Origin of the sequence: Mycobacterium sp. 1165178.9, assembly GCF_001673555.1 — a bacterium.
GTDB lineage: Bacteria > Actinomycetota > Actinomycetes > Mycobacteriales > Mycobacteriaceae > Mycobacterium.
On record NZ_LZMB01000176.1, the window covers coordinates 1 to 17,321 of the forward strand.

Sequence of the window (17,321 nt, forward strand, 5' to 3'; positions counted from 1 at the left end):
GGGCGTCAGCTTCTCGAGAACTTCCTTCGGCAGGATGTCTTCGGTCATCCGGGTCGCCGCGATCGGGGCGACCGCGTTGGCGCGGATGTTGTACTTCGCACCCTCGAGCGCCAGGCTGTTGATCAAGCCGACCAGGCCGAGTTTGGCCGCACCGTAGTTGGTTTGGCCGAAGTTGCCGAACAGCCCGCTGGTGGAGGTGGCGACGACCACGCGGCCGTAGCTCTGCTCACGAAAGTGCGGCCATGCGGCGCGGATGACGTTATAGCCACCGTAGAGGTGCACCTTGAGCACCGCGTCCCAGTTCTCGAAGGACATCTTGTGGAAGGTGCCGTCGCGCAGGATGCCGGCGTTGCTGACCACGCCGTGCACGGCGCCGAATTCGTCGAGCGCGGTTTTGATGATGTTCTCGGCGCCCTCGGATTCGGCGACGCTGTCGTAGTTGGCGACAGCCCGCCCGCCGGCGTCCTTGATCTCCTTGACCACATCGTCGGCCATGTTGTGGCCGGCGCCGGTGCCGTCGCGCGAACCACCGAGGTCGTTGACGACGACGCTGGCGCCCTCCCTGGCCAGGGTCAGGGCGTAGTCACGACCCAGTCCTCCACCGGCTCCGGTGACGATGATGACGCGATCCTGCACTCCAGGCATAAGTTTCCTCTCCGGTATGAAACGTTGTGTCTAGCAAGCGATTTGGTGCGGCAGAACAATCCCTAGAACATCCGGCGGGCCATCTTCATGGCGCGGGCGGTGTAGGGCGGGTAAATGAAGCTCGACAGGTCCGGGCGGGTCGGCTTGGTCAGCACCGACTTGCGGTGGCTGAACTCCTCGAAGCCGAACTTGCCGTGGTAGGCGCCCATGCCCGATGCGCCGACGCCACCGAAGGGCAGCTTGGCCGTCGACACCTGGAAGGCGAGGTGGTTGACCAGCATGCCGCCGGCCGGCACCTCCTTGATCACTCGCTCGCGCGTCTCGCGCGTCTTGGTGAACAGGTAAGCCGACAGGGGCTTGGGCCGCGAGTTGACGAAACGTATTGCTTCGTCCAGGTTTTGGACAGTGACGACAGGCAGGACCGGCCCGAAGATCTCGTTCTGCATCAGCGGGCCGTCCGGATCGGGGTCCACCACGACGGCCGGCTGGATGCGCAGGCTTGCCGCGTCACACTCACCGCCGACGACGACCTTGCCGTCGCCGCCGGACAGGTAGCCGCTGATCCGGTCGAACTGCCGCTGGTTGACGATCCGCATGCCGTCGGGTTTGTCGGAGGTGAACTTGGTGATGGCGGCGCCGATCTTGCTGACCAGCTCGTCGCGAATAGTGGCATCCGCCAACACGTAATCTGGTGCGACACAAGTTTGTCCGGCGTTTAGCAGTTTCATCCAGGCGATCCGCTTGGCCGCAACCTCCACGTCGGCGTCCGCCGCGACGATCACCGGGCTCTTGCCGCCGAGTTCCAGGGTGCAGGGAGTCAGGTGCGGGGCCGCGCCCTCGTAAACCTTGCGGCCGACCTCGGTACCGCCGGTGAACAGCACGCGGTCCAGGCCCTGTGCGATGAGCTCCTGGCTCGTCGCGCCGTCGCCCTCGACCACGGCGATGGCGTCGTTGTCGAGATATTTCGGCACCAAGTCGGCCATTAGGTGTGCCGACGCCGCGGCGATCTCCGAGGGCTTGAGGATGACGGCGTTCCCGGCGGCGATCGCGCCGACCGCCGGACCCAGCGTCAGGTAGAACGGGTAGTTCCAGGCGCCGATGATCAGCACCGTGCCATAGGGCTCGTATTCGATCCAGCCGCGGCCCGGCAACTGCGGCACCTCGAGCAACTGGTATCTGCGCTTCGTCCACCGCCGAACCTTTTTGGCGGCATACTTCGCCTCGCCGGCGGTCGTCGCGATGTCGGCGATGAAGGCCTCGAAGGGACTGCGGTCCAGGTCTTCGGCGAGGGCGGACGCGATGGCGCCCTCGTTCTCTTCCATCAGCTTCGCCAGCTGCAGCAGCTGGCGCTTGCGCCATTCGATGTCGCGGGTGCGGCCGGTGGCGAAGGTGCGGCGGAGCCGGGCGACCGTCGCCGGGATGTCGGCCGGCTGAGCCGTCCCGTTGGATGTGGAGGTCTTCGATGCAACCGATTCGGTGGTCATCATTGTCCTTCCCGAGCAGAATCCCGCTACGGCGGCCGCTCATCGGTGATAACCGCGATACTAACCATCCGGTTGGGAGAGCAGTAGAAAGGATCCGGCCAACCCCGGTCTCGCCGGGTCAGGTCGTCGGAGAACCTCGGCGCGCCGGCGCGACGACCCATGCGGTTACTTCACGCAGGGGACGCTCGCCGCGATCATTTGGCTCAGGTCGGTCGGCGCCGGGGCACGGTCGCCGGTGCCGGTAGCTGCCACGGCACTCACCTGACCCGACCCGGACGGGTCGATAGGCGCGCCGGGGTGGGCCAGGTAGTCGCCGGCGGGAAACTGCGTTCCCACGGTCAGGCGCACCGTCCCGGCGGCCACGGTCTCGTTCGCCGTCGCCGGCACGTGCAATTGATCGGCCAGGACCTGGGCGGCCCGGTCGGCCCCGGGACCGTATTCGATGGTGCTGTCGTCGGCCGGGGCCGCCGCGGTCGTAGCGGTGCCGCGGGTGAAGCCCCGGCCGGTGAAGGCCTCCTCGATGGCGCCCGCGAGCCCGTCGCGTGAGGTGGCATTGACGACGTCGAGAATCGCGGGTTCGGCCGACGGCGGCTGAGGGTTTGGTACTACGGCCTCGAGCGCGACCGGTGTGTCCGACATGAAGCGTTCGTTGACGATGCGCCGGATGGTCGGAAGGTCGACCTGATTGATGTCAGACCCGTTGGCGTCTTTGCCGAAGCCGGCGATCGGCAGGGTGTAAAGGGACAGCGGGCGCTCGCTCAATTGCGAGGCGCGGGAGGCGAATTCCATGATGTCCAGCCCGTCGTCGACGGCGACGTTGTCGCGGGCGACCTGGAGCAGTTTGCGCAGCCCGCCCACAGTGGACAGCGCACCGCCTCTGCGAGCCGCCTCGACCAACGAAACCAGGAACGCCTGCTGCCGCCGCGTCCGGTCGAAATCAGTGAATGAGCCGTCGTTTTCGTCGCGCCGCTGCCGCACGAAGGCCATCGCGTCCGCGGCATCGATGCGCTGAACCCCTTGGCGGAAGTCGGCACCCGAATAGTCGTCCCGCGTATCGGCGTTGAGGCACACGGTGATCGGCTCGACGGCTTTGGCGATCTGGAAGAAGGCGCCGAGTGTGACCTCGACGAAGTGATCGATCGATACGCCCAGAAAGTTTTTGACGGCGTCGATTTCGGCCTTACGGCCCGCCTCGCGGGCGGTCTGTTCGCGAGCCGTCAAGTTGTTGGCGCCCGCCCCACCCGAGTTCCCGGCCGCCTGCGAATTCAGCGACTGCTGGTAGGCCAGCCCGTATGCCTGCTTGATCTTGCCGGCGCAGACCGACCCTGGGCAGCCCGGTAGCTCCGCGTAGTCGTCGCGCGGAATCGATATCGCGGTGACCGGTCCGTCACCATCCGAAATATGCACGACGATAAGGACATTGGCGTTGTAGCCGCCCGAAGTCTCGTCACCTGCGTGCAGCGCCTCATAGATCTCTCGAGGCAGGGGCTTACCGTTTTGGTCCAGCCGGCTGTCCAGACCCATCAGCAGAATATTCTGGTTGCCGGCCAGCGTCTTCGCCGCGTTCGGCAGCGCGTGCGAAATGATGATCTTGCCCAGGGCCGTGTGATAACCCGTCCACCCCATGCCGGTGATCGCCATGACGAACGCCGACGCGGTGGCGGCGACCAACCGAGCTTTTCTCAGCACCAAGCGGCGCGAGTGGTCGGATCCGCCGCTGCCCATAATGAGTGACCATTGTCCCCGATGACCAGGGGAATTCCCGGTAACGCAGCCGCGAGCCAACGACGGGCGTTGGCGTCACATAAGGGCGCGCCCTTACAAGCGCTCGGCGACCACGAAGTCGGAGAAGGCGTCCTTGTCGTCGGCCAGCGCTACGTTTTCGATCCAGCGGCCCAGCCGGCGCATCGCGGCGGTCGAGTGCTCGGCCGTCGCGCGCCAGCCGTGTTCGTTGAGCCAGTCGGTGACGTCGGCGCGGTGTTCGTCGCGGTACATCAGCTCGCCGACGTCGAGGGTCTGCTCCATGCCGAGCTCGTCGGCCACCTTCTTGAACCGTTCCCGCATCTGCTGGCGCCGCTCGTCGGCGTGATTGGGCGCGGTTTCCGCCGCGACGCGGCTGCCGGCCGGGCTCAGCTCGCCGATCAGGGTGAACAAGCGGTCCTGGGCCTCGGCCGGCAGGTACATCAGCAGGCCTTCGGCCAACCAGGCGGTGCGCTGGGTGGGGTCGAAGCCCGCGGCGCGCAGCGCGGCCGGCCAGTCCTGACGCAGGTCGATGGCGACTTCGCGGCGATCGGCCGAGGGGGTGGCCCCACTTTCCGCAAGGGTGGTCGACTTGTAGGCCAGCACCTCGGGCTGGTCGAGCTCGTAGACCGTGGTGCCGGCCGGCCAGTCCAGCCGGTACGCCCGGGAATCCAGCCCCGACGCCAGGATCACGATCTGGCGGATCCGCGTGGCGACGGCGTCGGCGAAGAAGGTGTCGAAGAAATGCGTCCGCACCGCTTGATAGCCACGCATGTGGTGCAGGTGTGCCGCTGACTCCTCGTCCAGGGCTTCGACCTTGGCCGCGATCTCGGGGTCGAGCATCGCCTCCCAGAGGACGCCGGCACCGGCATTGGTGACCAGGAGCTTGGCGTACGGGTCACGGATGAGTGCGTCGGGACGTTCGGTCTCGACGGCGCGCGCCGCGGCCACCATCACCGCGGTGGTGCCGACGCTGCTCTTGATGTCCCATGTGTCGTCGTGGGTGCGCAGTGAACTCATGGCGGTGCTCCTTGGATCGATCCCTGGTCAGGCGGTGGGCTTGCCGAGACGCGCCCGCAGCAACGTGCTGCGGACCGCTTCGTCGGTCAGGTCGTCGGGTACTGGACGGCCCAGCCGGGCCATCTCCTCGCGATTGCTCACGCCGTGCACGCGCCAACCGTGGTCGGCCAGCCATGCGGCGGCGTCGGAACGGTCAGGCTCGTGGTAGGTCAGCGCCTGGACATTGACGTCCAAACCGAGCCGGTCCCGCATCCGCAGCCAGCGCTGCGAGTTGCTCCGGGAGTTCATGCCGAACATCTCGATCGCGATCTGACTGTCCGGCGCGCTGAGCGCGGTGACCATCTCGAACAGCCGGTCCTGGGCGTCGCTGGGCAGGTAGGGGAGCAGCCCTTCGGCCAGCCACGCGGTCGCCCGGCTGCGGTCGAACCCGGCGGCGGTCAGTGCGGCGGGCCAATCGTCACGCAGATCCGCCGGGACGGGATGCCGGATAGCGGACGGCACGGCGCCGTGCTGGCACAAGATGTCGGCCTTGTATTGCAGCACCTGGGGCTGGTCGATCTCGTAGACCGTGGTGCCGGCCGGCCAGTCCAACCGGTAAGCCCTGGAGTCGAGGCCGGCGGCCAGGATCACCACTTGCCGGATCCCGGCGCCGGCGGCGTCCGCGAAATACTGATCGAAGAAGTGGGTGCGCACGGCCTGGTAGTTGATACCGCATCGGTGCGAGCGCTGTCCGTGCTCGTCACCGTCGAGCCAGGCGAGCTCCGGGTCGGCCAGCCGCGCCCACGCCGGACCGGCGGACGAGACCAGCAATCGCGCGAAGTCGTCGCGGATCAGCGGATCGGGCCCGGCGGTTTCCGCCGCGCGCGAAGCGGCGACGCCCAGCGCGGTGGCACCGACGAGTTCAGTGATGGTCCAGCTGTCGCCGGCAGACCGTACGGAAGGCGGCAACGAGGCATCCAGATCAGTCATATCCCGACCATGGTACCGGGAAAGTTAGTTAGCCTATACGCTTTGTGCGCAACTTCACTGCGCGCCGGCGAGCGCTAGGCCTCGGGCCGCCGGAGCGCGCCTTCCAGGAGCTGACGCATGACACCGACGAGCGCCAACAGGTTTTCGGGGCTCTCTACATAGCCCGCATACAGACCGACCCCGCAGACCAGCACCAGGAGTGCCTCGGCCAATGCCGACGCCTCGATGCCGGCGACGATTTCGCCGCGCTCGATCGCGTCGTTGATCACGCCCCGAAGAAAATCGCGGGCAATCCGAACGGAATCGTCGTCGCTTCCGATCAAATCCGGATGGCGCTGCGATTCCAGTGCACCCGTAACTAAAAAAGCGGATCCGGCGGGGTTCTTGGAATTGGCTCTCGTCGCTTCGGAGATGAATGCCGTCAACTGCGCCGCCAGGGTGGTTTCGCGTTCTGCCTGTTTGATGCCGGCCCCGATGACGGATTCGTTGGTTTCTTGCAGCACTTCGCGATAAAGCACGCGTTTGCTCGAGAAGTAATGGTTGATCGCGGGGCGCGTGAGGTCGGCGCGCGCGGCGATGGCCTGGAACGTCGCGCCGTCGTAGCCCCGCTCGCTGAACACCAAACGAGCAGCTTGGATGATTCGTTGCCGAGTTTCGTCGGCCTTCGCGGCGGGCGGACGCCCCGGCCGGCGAGTCCCCCGTGGAAGCATTGTTAAAGTGTGCCACCGCCGTGGTGTGGCATTAGCGCATTTGGCGGAATGCTGCCAAACTTCCCGGCCTGGTAGTCCTCGAGCGCCTCGATCAATTCCGCGCGAGTGTTCATTACGAAAGGCCCGTAGTGGAATACCGGCTCGCGAATCGGCTGCCCACCCAGGAGCAGCAAATCAATTGCTGTCCGGCTCGGATCCGGGGCCTGCTGGGCCCCCACAGTGACCCGATCGCCGGGCCCCAGGACCGCTAACTGCCCCTGATGGATCGGATGGGCGACCGGGCCGACGTACCCGCTACCGGACAGCACATAGACCAACGCATTGAAGTCGCGCTGCCACGGGATGTTGAGCCGTGCCCCGTTCTCGATCGTCGCGTGCGCGAGGGTGATCGGCGTGTAGGTGATACCGGGGCCCAGGTGGCCGTCGATCTCGCCGGCGATGATGCGGATCAGCGCTCCGCCGTCGTCGGAGGCCAGCAGCGCGGCGTCGCCGCCTTCGATCGACTGGTACCGCGGGGCTGCGAACTTGTCTTTCTTCGGCAGGTTCACCCAGAGCTGGACGCCGTGGAAGAGCCCGCCGCTGTCGACCAGCTCGGCCGGCGGCGTCTCGATGTGCAGGATGCCGGAGCCGGCCGTCATCCACTGCGTCGCACCGTCGGCGATCAGGCCGCCACCGCCGTGGGAGTCCTGGTGCGCAAATTTCCCATCGAGCATGTAGGTCACGGTTTCGAAGCCGCGGTGCGGATGCCAATCGGTGCCACGCGGTTCCCCGGGCTGGTACTCGACCTCACCCATCTGGTCCATGTGCACGAAGGGGTCGAGCGCGGCCGCGCTGACTCCCGCGAAAGCGCGCACAACCGGAAAGCCCTCGCCCTCATAGCCGCGAGGGCAAGTGGTGATCGATCGGACCGGCCGCTCGGTGTCGGCGGGGCCGGGACCACCGACTCGGGGCAACGTCAGCGTGTTAGCCGTGACTGCGGGCATCTGGCCTCCTCATATATTGGATACCTATATAACCGGACCAGGGTCCACTTATTCCGGAAGGTCCTGCGCCGGTCGTGAGGCCTCAATCCGCGCACGTCGGACGGCTCGTACAAACGGCCGACGCGGTAGGGTTTGCCCCCTCGACCAGCACGCCGGCGTCGCGGCAGATAGTTTGATAGGGCGATATTTGCCGAGATAAATAAGTTGGTCAGTCGCGTCGGGCCTCGAGGTCCATCGACCCCGCATGGCCATCGAGAGGTCGAGACGACCTCGAGCGACGATCTGAGAAGGCCGCTGAGAAGGGTGCCGGGGGATGAAGCAAAACAGGTCAGCGGCCAGTCCGGAAAGGACGCAGCAAACGTTAGCCCGTTCCATGGGCAAGGTCGCCAGCTGGTTGCGGGCGAACCGACTGGGATTGTTCGGCGTGGCGATCGTGGTGGGGGCTGGCGCCGGGCTCGGCGCGGTGGCCTTCCGTTACCTGGTGTTTGGTTTGACCTGGCTCGCGACCGGAAACGACGAGTTCGGGCAGCAGGGGTGGGTGGCCAGCGATCACCTGGCGTGGTTGGGAGTCGCGTTTTACGCGGTTATCCCTGTGCTCGGCGGGTTGCTGTATGGGCCGCTCATCAGCCGGTTCGCGCCGGAGGCGCGGGGCCACGGCGTGCCCGAAGTCATGATCGCGGTTGCGCAGAACGGTGGCCGCATCCGTCCCCAAGTGACGGTGGTAAAGGCGCTGGCCTCTGCGGTATGCATCGGCACCGGCGGCTCGGTCGGTCGGGAGGGACCGATCGTGCAAATCGGCGCGGCGCTGGCGTCGAGCTTCGGTCAATGGGTGCGGATGCCGGAGAACCGGCTAAGGGTGCTGGTGGCCTGCGGAGCCGCCGGCGGCATCTCAGCAACATTCAACGCCCCGATCACCGGGGTGTTCTTCGCCGTCGAACTGATCCTGCGTGAACTCTCCGTCGAGGCGATCTTCACCATCATGCTTTCGGCGATGGTCGCCGACGTGATCGCCCGGGTGTTCTTCGGCTCAGCTCCCTTCCTCACCCAGCTCCCCGCAGGCATCGAACTCAATCACATCGCCAACTATTTGTTGGTGGGGCTTCTTGCGGCGTTCGCCGGCTTGCTCGGCATTGTCTTCAAGAACGTGCTGTACAAGACCGAGGACGTGTGTGACCGGCTATGGGGACAACGACCGGATTGGGCGCGGCCGGCCGTCGGCGGAATCGTGCTCGGCCTGCTGCTGCTAGCCGTGCCACAGCTTTACGGCGTGGGCTACCCGGTCATGTACGCCGCCTTTGCCGGCCATTACGCCATTTGGTTTTTGGTTATCCTCGTCGTCGGCAAAATGTTGGCATGCAGCCTGACCATCGGGATCGGTGGCTCCGGCGGGGTCTTCGCTCCGTCGTTGTTCGTTGGCGCAACTTCGGGCATGGCCTTCGGCCTGATCGTGCAGCACACCATCGGCACGGCGGTGGGGCATCCGGCACTCTATGCCATTGTCGGCATGGGCGCGGTATTCGCGTCCGCTGCCCGGGCCCCGCTCACGGCACTGGCCAGCACCGTCGAGATGACCGGCGACTTCACCCTTACGCTGCCGGTCATGTTGGCCGTAGCCGTCGGAACCACAGTGTCGCGCGGGCTTTCCTACGGCACCATCTACACCGCCAAGCTGTTACGCCGCGGCATCGATATCGATCGCCCCACACCAACGCACGCGTTCGCTGACCTCACGGTCGCTGACGCTATGCACCCCTTCAGTGCGCCACTTGAACTCGCCCACCCAACAGATGGCGCCACGCACGACTGGACCTCGCTGCTTGGCCCCGTGACCCGGATCCGCGAACCGCAGGCGCTGTTTGCCAACGACAGCCTGGCCCAGGCGTTGCGACAGCTCGTGCTCTACGGCCGCGACGGCTTACCGGTGATCGACACGGACGCGCGGCGCGTTCAGGGTTGGCTGACCAACCAGAACGTACTGCGCGCGGTTGCCACGTATGTCACCGACACCGAACGGGGCACCGCCGGCCCTGAGGGCAGCGAGCGCGCCGACGCGAGAACGCCCGAGACCGAACATGATCCCGGGAGTCAACTCGATGGATATTGCATCGTTGAACACACCCTGGCGGCCGATTCCGTCGCAGTCGGGCGCACACTCAACGACCTCGCCTGGCCGCCTGGCCACGTCCCAGTGTCGGTGATGCACAACCGCCGATTGGTCGATGCCCATCCTGCCGTACGGCTCGCAACCGGCGACCGCATCAATGTCCTGGTGCCTCAGAATGGCTCGCGTAGCGCCGATTCCGATCAGTAAGACGGAATCGTCAGGATTTGCCACGGGCGCTGCTTGCGGCGCCCTTCTCGGTGCTCTTGCCCTGGTGCGCCAGTTCCCCGCCAGCGCTTTCCAGGTGCGCCCGGACGAACCATTGGAACTTCTCCAACTGACCCGCCTGGCCGATCAGCAGGTCCTGGGTCACCTGGTCGAGCTCGTCTGTCTCGTCGATGTACTGGCGGATGTCCTCGATTACACCGTTGTAGACGAGGTCCAACGCGGCCAGGTGGGCCTGTACCGTGTCTCGACCGACCGAGTAGTCCTCCCACGACCGGTCCTTGATGATGGCGCCGGGCGTCCCCTGCGGCGAAGCACCAAGGGCCGCAATGCGTTCGGCGACATCGTCGGCGAACGCACGCACCGTGTCCACCTGCGGGTCGATCATCTCGTGCACGCCGATAAAGTTCGGGCCGACCACGTTCCAGTGAATGTGCTTCAGCGTCAGATGGAGATCGTTGTAGGTGCTGAGTTGCTTCTGCAACAGTTCGGTGAGCCGCGCCGCCTGCTTATCGGTCAATCCCGGAATTGTGAACTGAGTCATCGCGTACTTCCTAGCTTCCTTCCATTGGTTCGCACACAGCTGCTTGCACTGGTGGGTACCCGATGGCCACGCTGAAAAACGCTACGGATCAAAGCGAGTGGATTTGCTGCACCGGCAACCGCGGGCCGCGGCGGGGTTCGTACGCCAGCCCGCTGGCTTCGAGCAGCCGGACCACGCGCTGGCGGTGGGGTCGCATCGGCTCGAGCAGTTCGAGCATGCCCGCGTCGTCGACGGGGCGGCCCAGCAAGGTCCAACCGATCATTTTGGGAATGTGGTAGTCGCCGACCGACACGGCGTCGGCGTCTCCGAAGGCGCGTTGTGCGGTCTCGGCCGCGGTCCACTCCCCCACCCCCGGCAGCGACATCACCGCCTCCCGGGCCTGCCCGGCCGGCCGCGACGCCAACCGCTCCAGCGACGAAGCCCGGCGCGCGCAGACCACCACGGCCTGCGCCCGCCGCGGGTCGACGTTGGCGCGATGGAACTCCCACGACGGGATGTGTCGCCATACCTGCGCCGGCGGCATCACACGCATCCCCGCCGGCGCCGGGCCCGGTGCGGGTGTGCCGTACTTCGTCACCAGCACCCGCCACGAGCGAAACGCATCGGCGCCGGGCACCCGCTGCTCGATGATCGCGGGGATCAGGGCCTCGAGCACCAGGCCGGTGCGGCCCAGGCGCAAGTGCGGAACCCGTCGGTGGGCGGCCGCGACGGTCGGATGCCCCGGCATGAAGTCCGAGTCGTCGTCCTCGAGACCCAACATGGCGGGCAGCGTTTCGATGAATTCCTCAGCGCCACTGCCCCACGCCACACCCTGCGCTGCATTGGGCGCGACCCGGCTGATCCGGGCGGTGACGGACCCGCTGGGCAGCAGGCTGGTGCGCCAGACCGAGCCGTCACCGGGAGCCTGGAAGCACGGATCACCGCGACCTCGGCGAAGTGGCGCCAACGTGTGCCCGAAGCTGACGGCTCCGGGGAACACGACCGTGCGCGTGCTCTTCATCCGATGATTCTCCGACTGCCCTGATTGACCGTGAACTGCGGTCCAAGTCAATATTGCGTTGTGATGACGCCGTTCGATGACCCGCAGGGCGAACTGGCTTGGATGTTCTTGCAGACCGTCAGCGACGACGGCGATCTGGACGAGGGCTTCACGCTGCTCAGTGAGGACTTCACCTACTGGACCCTCTACACGCGCACCCCCTGCGACAAGGCCACCTTTCGGCAGGCGATCGAGCGACGCAAGAAAGACCTCGAGCTGATCATCGACTTGGTGCGCTGCGTCAACGAGGGAGAGACCGTGGTGGTGGAGGCGCAGGCGACCGGCACCACCTCCGACGGCCGCGAGTTCGACAGCCCGTTCGTATGCATCTTCGACACCCGCGACGGACTGATCGTCTCCATGCGTTTGTACAGCGACACCCGCGCGGTCGCCGCTGCCCTGCCCGGATGGATCCCCTACTGAGCCGAGACGCTGATGTCGGCCTTGGTGGGGTAGAACGCCACATGCCCGGCAATCGCCGCGACCGCGGGATATGGCTGCTCGTAAGTCCAAATCACATCGTCGACGGTGTCACCGGCCGAGGTGGTCACGCTGTAATAGCTCGCGTCGCCCTTGAAGGGGCAGTAGGTGCTGGTGTCCGTCCGGCTGAGCCGGTCCTGCACCACATCGGCGATCGGAATGTATTGCACCGCAGGCAAAGTAGCTTCGCGTAGTTCCAGTGCCGCGGTGGTGTCGGCGACCAGCTCGCCATTGACGCGCACCTGCACCCGTCCCTTGGTCGGCTCGATGGTGATCGGGTGCCCCGCGCTGGGTTCTTTGATTTCCGGGTGGGCCATGGTGGTTCCTCCTTAGACGTATACCGGTCTTCAACGCGCGTCGGGCATCAGGGCTTCCCGTCCTGCCGGACCAAATGCGTAGCGGTGATATTGCGCCATGTTTGCCACCGCGGGAAACAGCGACATGATCTTGCCCAAGGCTCGGGATGAGCGGGGCAGCTGCGCGAAGGTGTACGACTCGAACCATCGTTCCCAGGCCAGCAGCCGCACCCCTGGCACGGCTTCGACGATGTCGTCGGGCCCGTTGATCGCCCAGCGCAGCGTGGACCCCGACCGCCGCACCACGGTGTTGAGCCACTGCGACTTGATCCCGAGCCAATTGAAGGCGTCGAACTGCAGCTCACCCGAACCGAACCGGCAGACCGCCCGGCGCAGCAGCGCGGTGCCGTCCTGCCGGGTGAGGTACATCGTCAGCCCCTCCCCGATCAGCAGTGTGGGACGGTCGGCGGGAATTTCCGCCAGCCATGCCGGGTCGGTGACCGAGGCGGCAATGACGCGATAGTGATCGCGGCTGGGATAGAGCTGGGTGCGCAACGCTATGACCTCGGGGTAATCGACGTCGTACCATTCGACGTCCGGGCCCGGCTGCAGGCGGAAAAACCGGCTGTCGAGCCCGCAGCCCAGGTGCAGCACGATCGAATGCGGATGCGCGGCAAGGAATTTGCGCGTCCACTGGTCGAAGTGCGCCGACCGGGTGGTGACCGACGGTGCCCGCCGCGGTGTGATGGTGGTTTTCTTCCAGTCGTAGTCGATGCGCTCGACGATCTCCTTCGCGTACCGATCGCCCAGAATCGGTTTCGCAAAGTCGGCGTCAAGCGCCTTCGCATAGAACGTCGCCAACATAGTCTGGGGCGCCCCGGTGAGATCGACAGGCACTCGCGCGGCAGTCACAACGCCCGAGACTAGTCCCACTTTCAGCGCCGCGCCGCGTCCTGAACGGTGGTCGGCGTGGTGTTCAGCGGGGAGTCGTGCTCCGGCTCTTGGCATTTCGCATCGCCGCCCAGAACCGGGCCGCCTCGCGAATGGATTCCTCGACCGGGCGCGGCTGCCAGCCCAATTCGCGGACGGCCTTGCTGTGGTCGACGGGCGCCTCGGCGCGCATCATGCGCACCGACGCGAGGCTGAGTTCGGCGTCCTTGCCGGTGAAGCGGGCCCGCAAGTCGCCCAGCGCGCCCAGCGCATACAGCGTCGGGACGGAGATGGAGCGCCGCGGCGGCGGCACGCCGGCCTCGTCGGCCGCGATGCGGACCACCTCTTTCAACGCGATCATCCGTTCGGAGATCAGGTACCGCTCGCCGATGCGCCCGTGTTCGGAGGCCAGGATCATGGCCCGGGCGGCGTCGGTGACGCCGACGGCCTCCAGCGCAATGCCCTCCATCGCGAAGGGCAGCTTGCCGAAGACCGCGCCGGCGATGAACGCACCGTGCGGGGTGCGGCCCCAGTCACCGCTGCCGTATGTCGTCGACACGCACATCGCCACCGCGGGCAGCCCGAATTCGGCCGCGTAGCGCATCACCAGGTTCTCGGCCTGGACCCGGGACTGGACGTAGTCCGACAACCCGCGGGTGCCGATGATGTCCTCTTCGGTCGCGACGTGTCCGCGGCGCCGCCCGACGGTCGTGTAGGTGCTGGTGAAGATGAACCGGCGCAGGCCGGGTTGCGTGACGGCCACATCGAGGACATTGCGCAGCCCTTCGACGTTGGTGCGAAACAGCGGCGAGGAATCGCGCAGCCATGCGCGGGTGTCAACGACGCAGTAGTAGACGTCGTCGACACCGTCCATCGCCTCCCGCAGCACGGCAGTATCGAACACGTCGCCGCAAAAGCGGGTGAGTTCGAGGTCGTCAATAGATCGGGTGTTGGCGCCTTCGCGCACCATGGCCCGCACCTCATGGCCGTCGGCGACCAGCTGGCGGGTGACGTGTGAACCCAGAAAGCCGTTGGCGCCGACGACGAGTTTGGGCTTGGTGCTCATTGGGCGCCTCCGTACTGCTCCATGAATTGCGCGCCGGCGTCGTCGAGGGTGCCGAGCTCCTGCGCCTTGCGGCACCACTTCAACGTGGCCTGCACGAAGCGCAGCGGGTTGTAGATGTCTTCCTGTTGGCGCCACAGGCCATCGCCGGCGTAGGTGATGATCGAGATGTTCGTTGCGCCGATGACTGTGCCGTCACCGGGATCGCGCATGGGGTTGTCGAGTTCCATGATGATGCGCCCGCCTTCCTCGTCGATCACCGACCACAGCGACGGAAACGCGACCATGTGACTACCGGGAAAGCTGCCCATCGTCCGGCTGATCCACTCGCGGACCTCATCGCGGCCATGCATGGTGCCGGCCGCGTGTTCGATGTACAGGACGTCGGGTGTGTAGTGCTGGACCCACGCGTCCCAGTCCTGCGATTGCGCCGCCGCATCGACCGTCGCTTCGAATTTTTCGAACGCGGCGGCCAGTTCGCTACGGGAGAACCTGGATGTGGTCATGATTTCGCGGCACCGTTGCAGCTCATCGGCGGAGTGTAGCCTGGCCTTGTTCCTGCCCGAGTGCTAGCCGGTTATGGAGGACGAAGGATGACCAACCAAAAAGCGATTCTCGCCGGCGGCTGCTTTTGGGGGATGCAGGAATTGATCCGCAAGCAGCCGGGCGTGGTTTCGACCCGGGTCGGTTACACCGGCGGTGACGTCCCCAATGCGACCTACCGCAACCACGGCACGCACGCCGAGGCCATCGAGATCGTCTATGACCCGGCGGTCACCGACTATCGCACGATGCTGGAGTTCTTCTTCCAGATCCACGATCCGACAACGAAAGACCGGCAGGGCAACGATCGGGGTGCCAGTTACCGGTCGGCCATCTTCTATCTCGACGAGGACCAGAAGCGGATCGCGCTGGACACCATCGCAGACGTCGAGGCGTCCGGGCTGTGGCCCGGCAAGGTGGTGACGGAGGTCAGCCCGGCCGGCGACTTCTGGGAAGCCGAGCCCGAACACCAGGACTACCTGCAGCACTATCCCAACGGATACACCTGCCACTTCATCCGCCCGGGCTGGAAGCTGCCGCGCCGGGCGACCGCGGACCAGTAGCGGCGCCCGGCTCCTCCCGGCACTGCCAGCGCCGAGTTCAGCGCGGGCGCACCACAATCCGGCCGCCGTCCTTCGGGGTGAACGCTACCCCGCGGCCATGCCAGCGCTCATCCGGGGCGTCCGTCGTCTCAATGGTCAAGCGGCGCAACACTGTTCGAAGCACCACGTCCATCTCCATGTTGGCAAACGCCGCCCCCACACAGCGGCGGGTCCCGCCACCGAACGGGATCCACGACAACGCCGACGGCTTGGTCCCGATAAAGCGTTGCGGATCGAAACGGTCGGGATCGGGGAACACGTCGGGGTTGCTGTGAATCTGCCCGATTCCGACGATGATCGAATCGCCACGCGGAATCACCCATTCGCCGAGCTGGAAGGTCTCGGGGTAGACGTGGCGACCGGCGAGGTCGATCACCGTCCTGGCCCGCTGGACCTCCAAGATCGTGGCCTGACGCAGCTCGCTGCCGCCGTTGTCGGCCTCTTCGACGAGCGCCTTCAGCAGCTCGGGGTGCCGGCTTATCCGCTCGAACGCCCAGCCCAGCGTGGACGCGGTGGTTTCGTGTCCGGCCGCCAGCAGGGCGAGCAGCTCGTCGCCAATGTCCTTGCGTGACATGGCCGAACCATCTTCGTACGTGGTACGCAGCAGCATCGCCAGGACGTCGGTCCGCGCGGCGAACTGCGAATCGGCCCGTTCGTCGTCGATCAACTTGTCGATGACTTTGTCGTAGCGGCGTCGCCATTCGGCCAGCCGGCCCCACGGGCTGTACCTGCCTAATTGCCGTTTGGGCATCGGCACCGACGCAAGCCGCGATCCCAGGGTGACCCACGGCGGAATGAGCCGGCGCAGCTCGTCGAGTTCGGCGCCTTCCGCACCGAAAACCGCGCGCAGAATGGCGTTCAGCGTGATCCGCATCATCGGCGGCAGCGTTGGGAATGGGCTGCCCTGCGGCCACTCAGCGATCTCGCGCAGCGTCTCTTCTTCGATGATGCTTTCGTACTTCTTCATGCTCTTGCCGTGGAACGGCGGCGCCAACAGCCGACGCCGCTGGCGATGTTCGTCGCCCTCGAGCGCGAAGACGGAGCCGGTGCCGAACAGCCTGCCCAGATTGGGCTGGATGTTGCCGAGCTCATCGGGGCTCGTCGTGAAAATCTGCTTCGCCAGCTGCGGGTCACCGACGGCGATCACGCGCCCGTACATCGGCAGGTTGAGCGTGAACACATCGCCGTGGCGGCGCGCCAGCTGTTGGATCATCCAGCGTCGCGAGACCGAAAAGCCCAGACCCTGAAGCACCTTGGGGATCCGGACCGCCGGAGGCAGGTTGACGGCCGGCGGGGCGGCGACTTGGTGGCTCATGACGAGGGCGTCTCCCAACATCGGCCCCGGCGACGGGGCTGGTACGGCGATGTACCGCAGCATCTTCCTCGTACGGTACTCTGAAGTACCAAACCTGACAAGGTGCCGCACTCAGCGAAGGGGGCGTCCGCGTGACACCAGCGGTGACCGCGACTGCCGCCGACGCGATTGCGAACGACGCACCGACCGAGCCGGATCCATTTCGGCAACGGCTGCTCGACGGTCTGGCCACCGCCATCACCGAGCGCGGCTACCGCGCGAGCACGGTCGCCGATGTGGTCCGCCACGCACGCACGTCCAAGCGCACGTTCTACGACCACTTCGCCGGCAAGGAGGAGTGCTTCCTCGAGCTGCTGGCCGTCGACATCGAGAAACTGGGCGCGACAATCACCGCATCCGTCGATCCCGAGGCCGATTGGCACGTGCAGATCCGCCAGGCGGTCGAGGCCTACGTCGGATATATCGAGGCGCGGCCTGCCATCACGTTGAGCTGGATCCGTGAATTGCCCTCGCTGGGGGCGGCCGCTCGGCCGGTCCAGCGGCGCGGTCAACGGAGGCAGCTTCGCACGCCCGAACCCGGGACTGGCGCTGAGGTCAATCAGCAGGCTGGTCAACAGCTGCAAACCGCGCAA

At 66.1% G+C, this 17,321-nt stretch carries 18 protein-coding genes; 4 read left to right on the forward strand and 14 right to left on the reverse strand.

From position 1 onward, the window contains the following. The 7 genes from A5652_RS08580 to A5652_RS08610 all read right to left on the reverse strand — a co-directional run. Nucleotides 1-645: SDR family NAD(P)-dependent oxidoreductase (locus A5652_RS08580; protein ID WP_067349259.1), on the reverse strand; the 645-nt coding region annotated here is incomplete at its 3' end. Between the two features lie 62 nt (nt 646-707). After that, the gene (locus A5652_RS08585) at nt 708-2,132 is read right to left on the reverse strand and encodes an aldehyde dehydrogenase family protein (RefSeq protein ID WP_067349210.1); all 1,425 of its coding nucleotides are present in this window, start codon (nt 2,130-2,132) and stop codon (nt 708-710) included. 162 nt (nt 2,133-2,294) lie between these two features. Continuing rightward, entirely contained in the window at nt 2,295-3,854 is a 1,560-nt protein-coding gene (locus A5652_RS08590; protein WP_067349214.1) for an LCP family protein, read from the reverse strand. Between the two features lie 93 nt (nt 3,855-3,947). Further along, entirely contained in the window at nt 3,948-4,889 is a 942-nt protein-coding gene (locus A5652_RS08595; protein ID WP_067349217.1) for a class I SAM-dependent methyltransferase, read from the reverse strand. 27 nt (nt 4,890-4,916) lie between these two features. Continuing rightward, nucleotides 4,917-5,858 carry a class I SAM-dependent methyltransferase gene (locus A5652_RS08600; protein WP_067349220.1) on the reverse strand — a complete coding sequence of 314 codons (942 nt, stop codon included), beginning with the start codon at nt 5,856-5,858 and terminating at the stop codon, nt 4,917-4,919. Nucleotides 5,859-5,932: 74 nt separating this feature from the next. Then, nucleotides 5,933-6,568, reverse strand: coding sequence for a TetR/AcrR family transcriptional regulator (locus A5652_RS08605; protein WP_067349223.1), 636 nt, complete (start codon nt 6,566-6,568; stop codon nt 5,933-5,935). A 2-nt stretch (nt 6,569-6,570) separates the two neighbouring features. Then, on the reverse strand, nt 6,571-7,551 hold the full coding sequence (locus A5652_RS08610; protein WP_067349226.1) for a pirin family protein: 981 nt from the start codon (nt 7,549-7,551) through the stop codon (nt 6,571-6,573). 373 nt (nt 7,552-7,924) lie between these two features. On the opposite strand from A5652_RS08610, the gene A5652_RS08615 reads away from it, so the two are divergent. Then, nucleotides 7,925-9,862: a chloride channel protein gene (locus A5652_RS08615; protein WP_232001124.1), complete on the forward strand. Its 1,938-nt coding sequence runs from the start codon at nt 7,925-7,927 to the stop codon at nt 9,860-9,862. A gap of 10 nt (nt 9,863-9,872) precedes the next feature. On the opposite strand, the gene A5652_RS08620 is transcribed toward A5652_RS08615, so the two are convergent. Then, nucleotides 9,873-10,421 carry a Dps family protein gene (locus A5652_RS08620; protein WP_067349233.1) on the reverse strand — a complete coding sequence of 183 codons (549 nt, stop codon included), beginning with the start codon at nt 10,419-10,421 and terminating at the stop codon, nt 9,873-9,875. A gap of 88 nt (nt 10,422-10,509) precedes the next feature. Next, complete coding sequence (locus A5652_RS08625; protein ID WP_067349237.1) at nt 10,510-11,421, reverse strand: DNA-3-methyladenine glycosylase; 912 nt, start codon at nt 11,419-11,421, stop codon at nt 10,510-10,512. A gap of 63 nt (nt 11,422-11,484) precedes the next feature. Here A5652_RS08625 and A5652_RS08630 point away from each other — a divergent pair, with 63 nt between their 5' ends. Next, nucleotides 11,485-11,883 (forward strand): nuclear transport factor 2 family protein, encoded by a 399-nt coding sequence (locus A5652_RS08630; RefSeq protein ID WP_067349241.1) that lies wholly within the window; start codon nt 11,485-11,487, stop codon nt 11,881-11,883. On the opposite strand, the gene A5652_RS08635 is transcribed toward A5652_RS08630, so the two are convergent. The 4 genes from A5652_RS08635 to A5652_RS08650 all read right to left on the reverse strand — a co-directional run bounded on the left by A5652_RS08635 (nt 11,877) and on the right by A5652_RS08650 (nt 14,735). After that, complete coding sequence (locus A5652_RS08635) at nt 11,877-12,257, reverse strand: DUF427 domain-containing protein (RefSeq protein ID WP_067349246.1); 381 nt, start codon at nt 12,255-12,257, stop codon at nt 11,877-11,879. The genes A5652_RS08630 and A5652_RS08635 overlap by 7 nt on opposite strands. 30 nt (nt 12,258-12,287) lie before the next feature. Further along, nucleotides 12,288-13,133 carry a class I SAM-dependent methyltransferase gene (locus tag A5652_RS08640; RefSeq protein WP_067349250.1) on the reverse strand — a complete coding sequence of 282 codons (846 nt, stop codon included), beginning with the start codon at nt 13,131-13,133 and terminating at the stop codon, nt 12,288-12,290. A 79-nt stretch (nt 13,134-13,212) separates the two neighbouring features. Continuing rightward, nucleotides 13,213-14,232, reverse strand: a complete 1,020-nt coding sequence (locus A5652_RS08645; RefSeq protein WP_067349254.1) for an NAD-dependent epimerase/dehydratase family protein — start codon at nt 14,230-14,232, stop codon at nt 13,213-13,215. Then, nucleotides 14,229-14,735, reverse strand: coding sequence for a nuclear transport factor 2 family protein (locus A5652_RS08650; RefSeq protein ID WP_067349256.1), 507 nt, complete (start codon nt 14,733-14,735; stop codon nt 14,229-14,231). Before A5652_RS08650 ends, A5652_RS08645 begins: the two co-directional genes overlap by 4 nt. 87 nt (nt 14,736-14,822) lie before the next feature. Here A5652_RS08650 and msrA point away from each other — a divergent pair, with 87 nt between their 5' ends. Beyond that, nucleotides 14,823-15,335 carry a peptide-methionine (S)-S-oxide reductase MsrA gene (gene msrA / locus A5652_RS08655; RefSeq protein WP_067130341.1) on the forward strand — a complete coding sequence of 171 codons (513 nt, stop codon included), beginning with the start codon at nt 14,823-14,825 and terminating at the stop codon, nt 15,333-15,335. 37 nt (nt 15,336-15,372) lie between these two features. On the opposite strand, the gene A5652_RS08660 is transcribed toward msrA, so the two are convergent. Then, complete coding sequence (locus A5652_RS08660; RefSeq protein WP_067349261.1) at nt 15,373-16,689, reverse strand: cytochrome P450; 1,317 nt, start codon at nt 16,687-16,689, stop codon at nt 15,373-15,375. A 143-nt stretch (nt 16,690-16,832) separates the two neighbouring features. Here A5652_RS08660 and A5652_RS08665 point away from each other — a divergent pair. Further along, on the forward strand, nt 16,833-17,321 hold a 489-nt coding region (locus A5652_RS08665; protein WP_369805768.1), incomplete at its 3' end, for a TetR/AcrR family transcriptional regulator.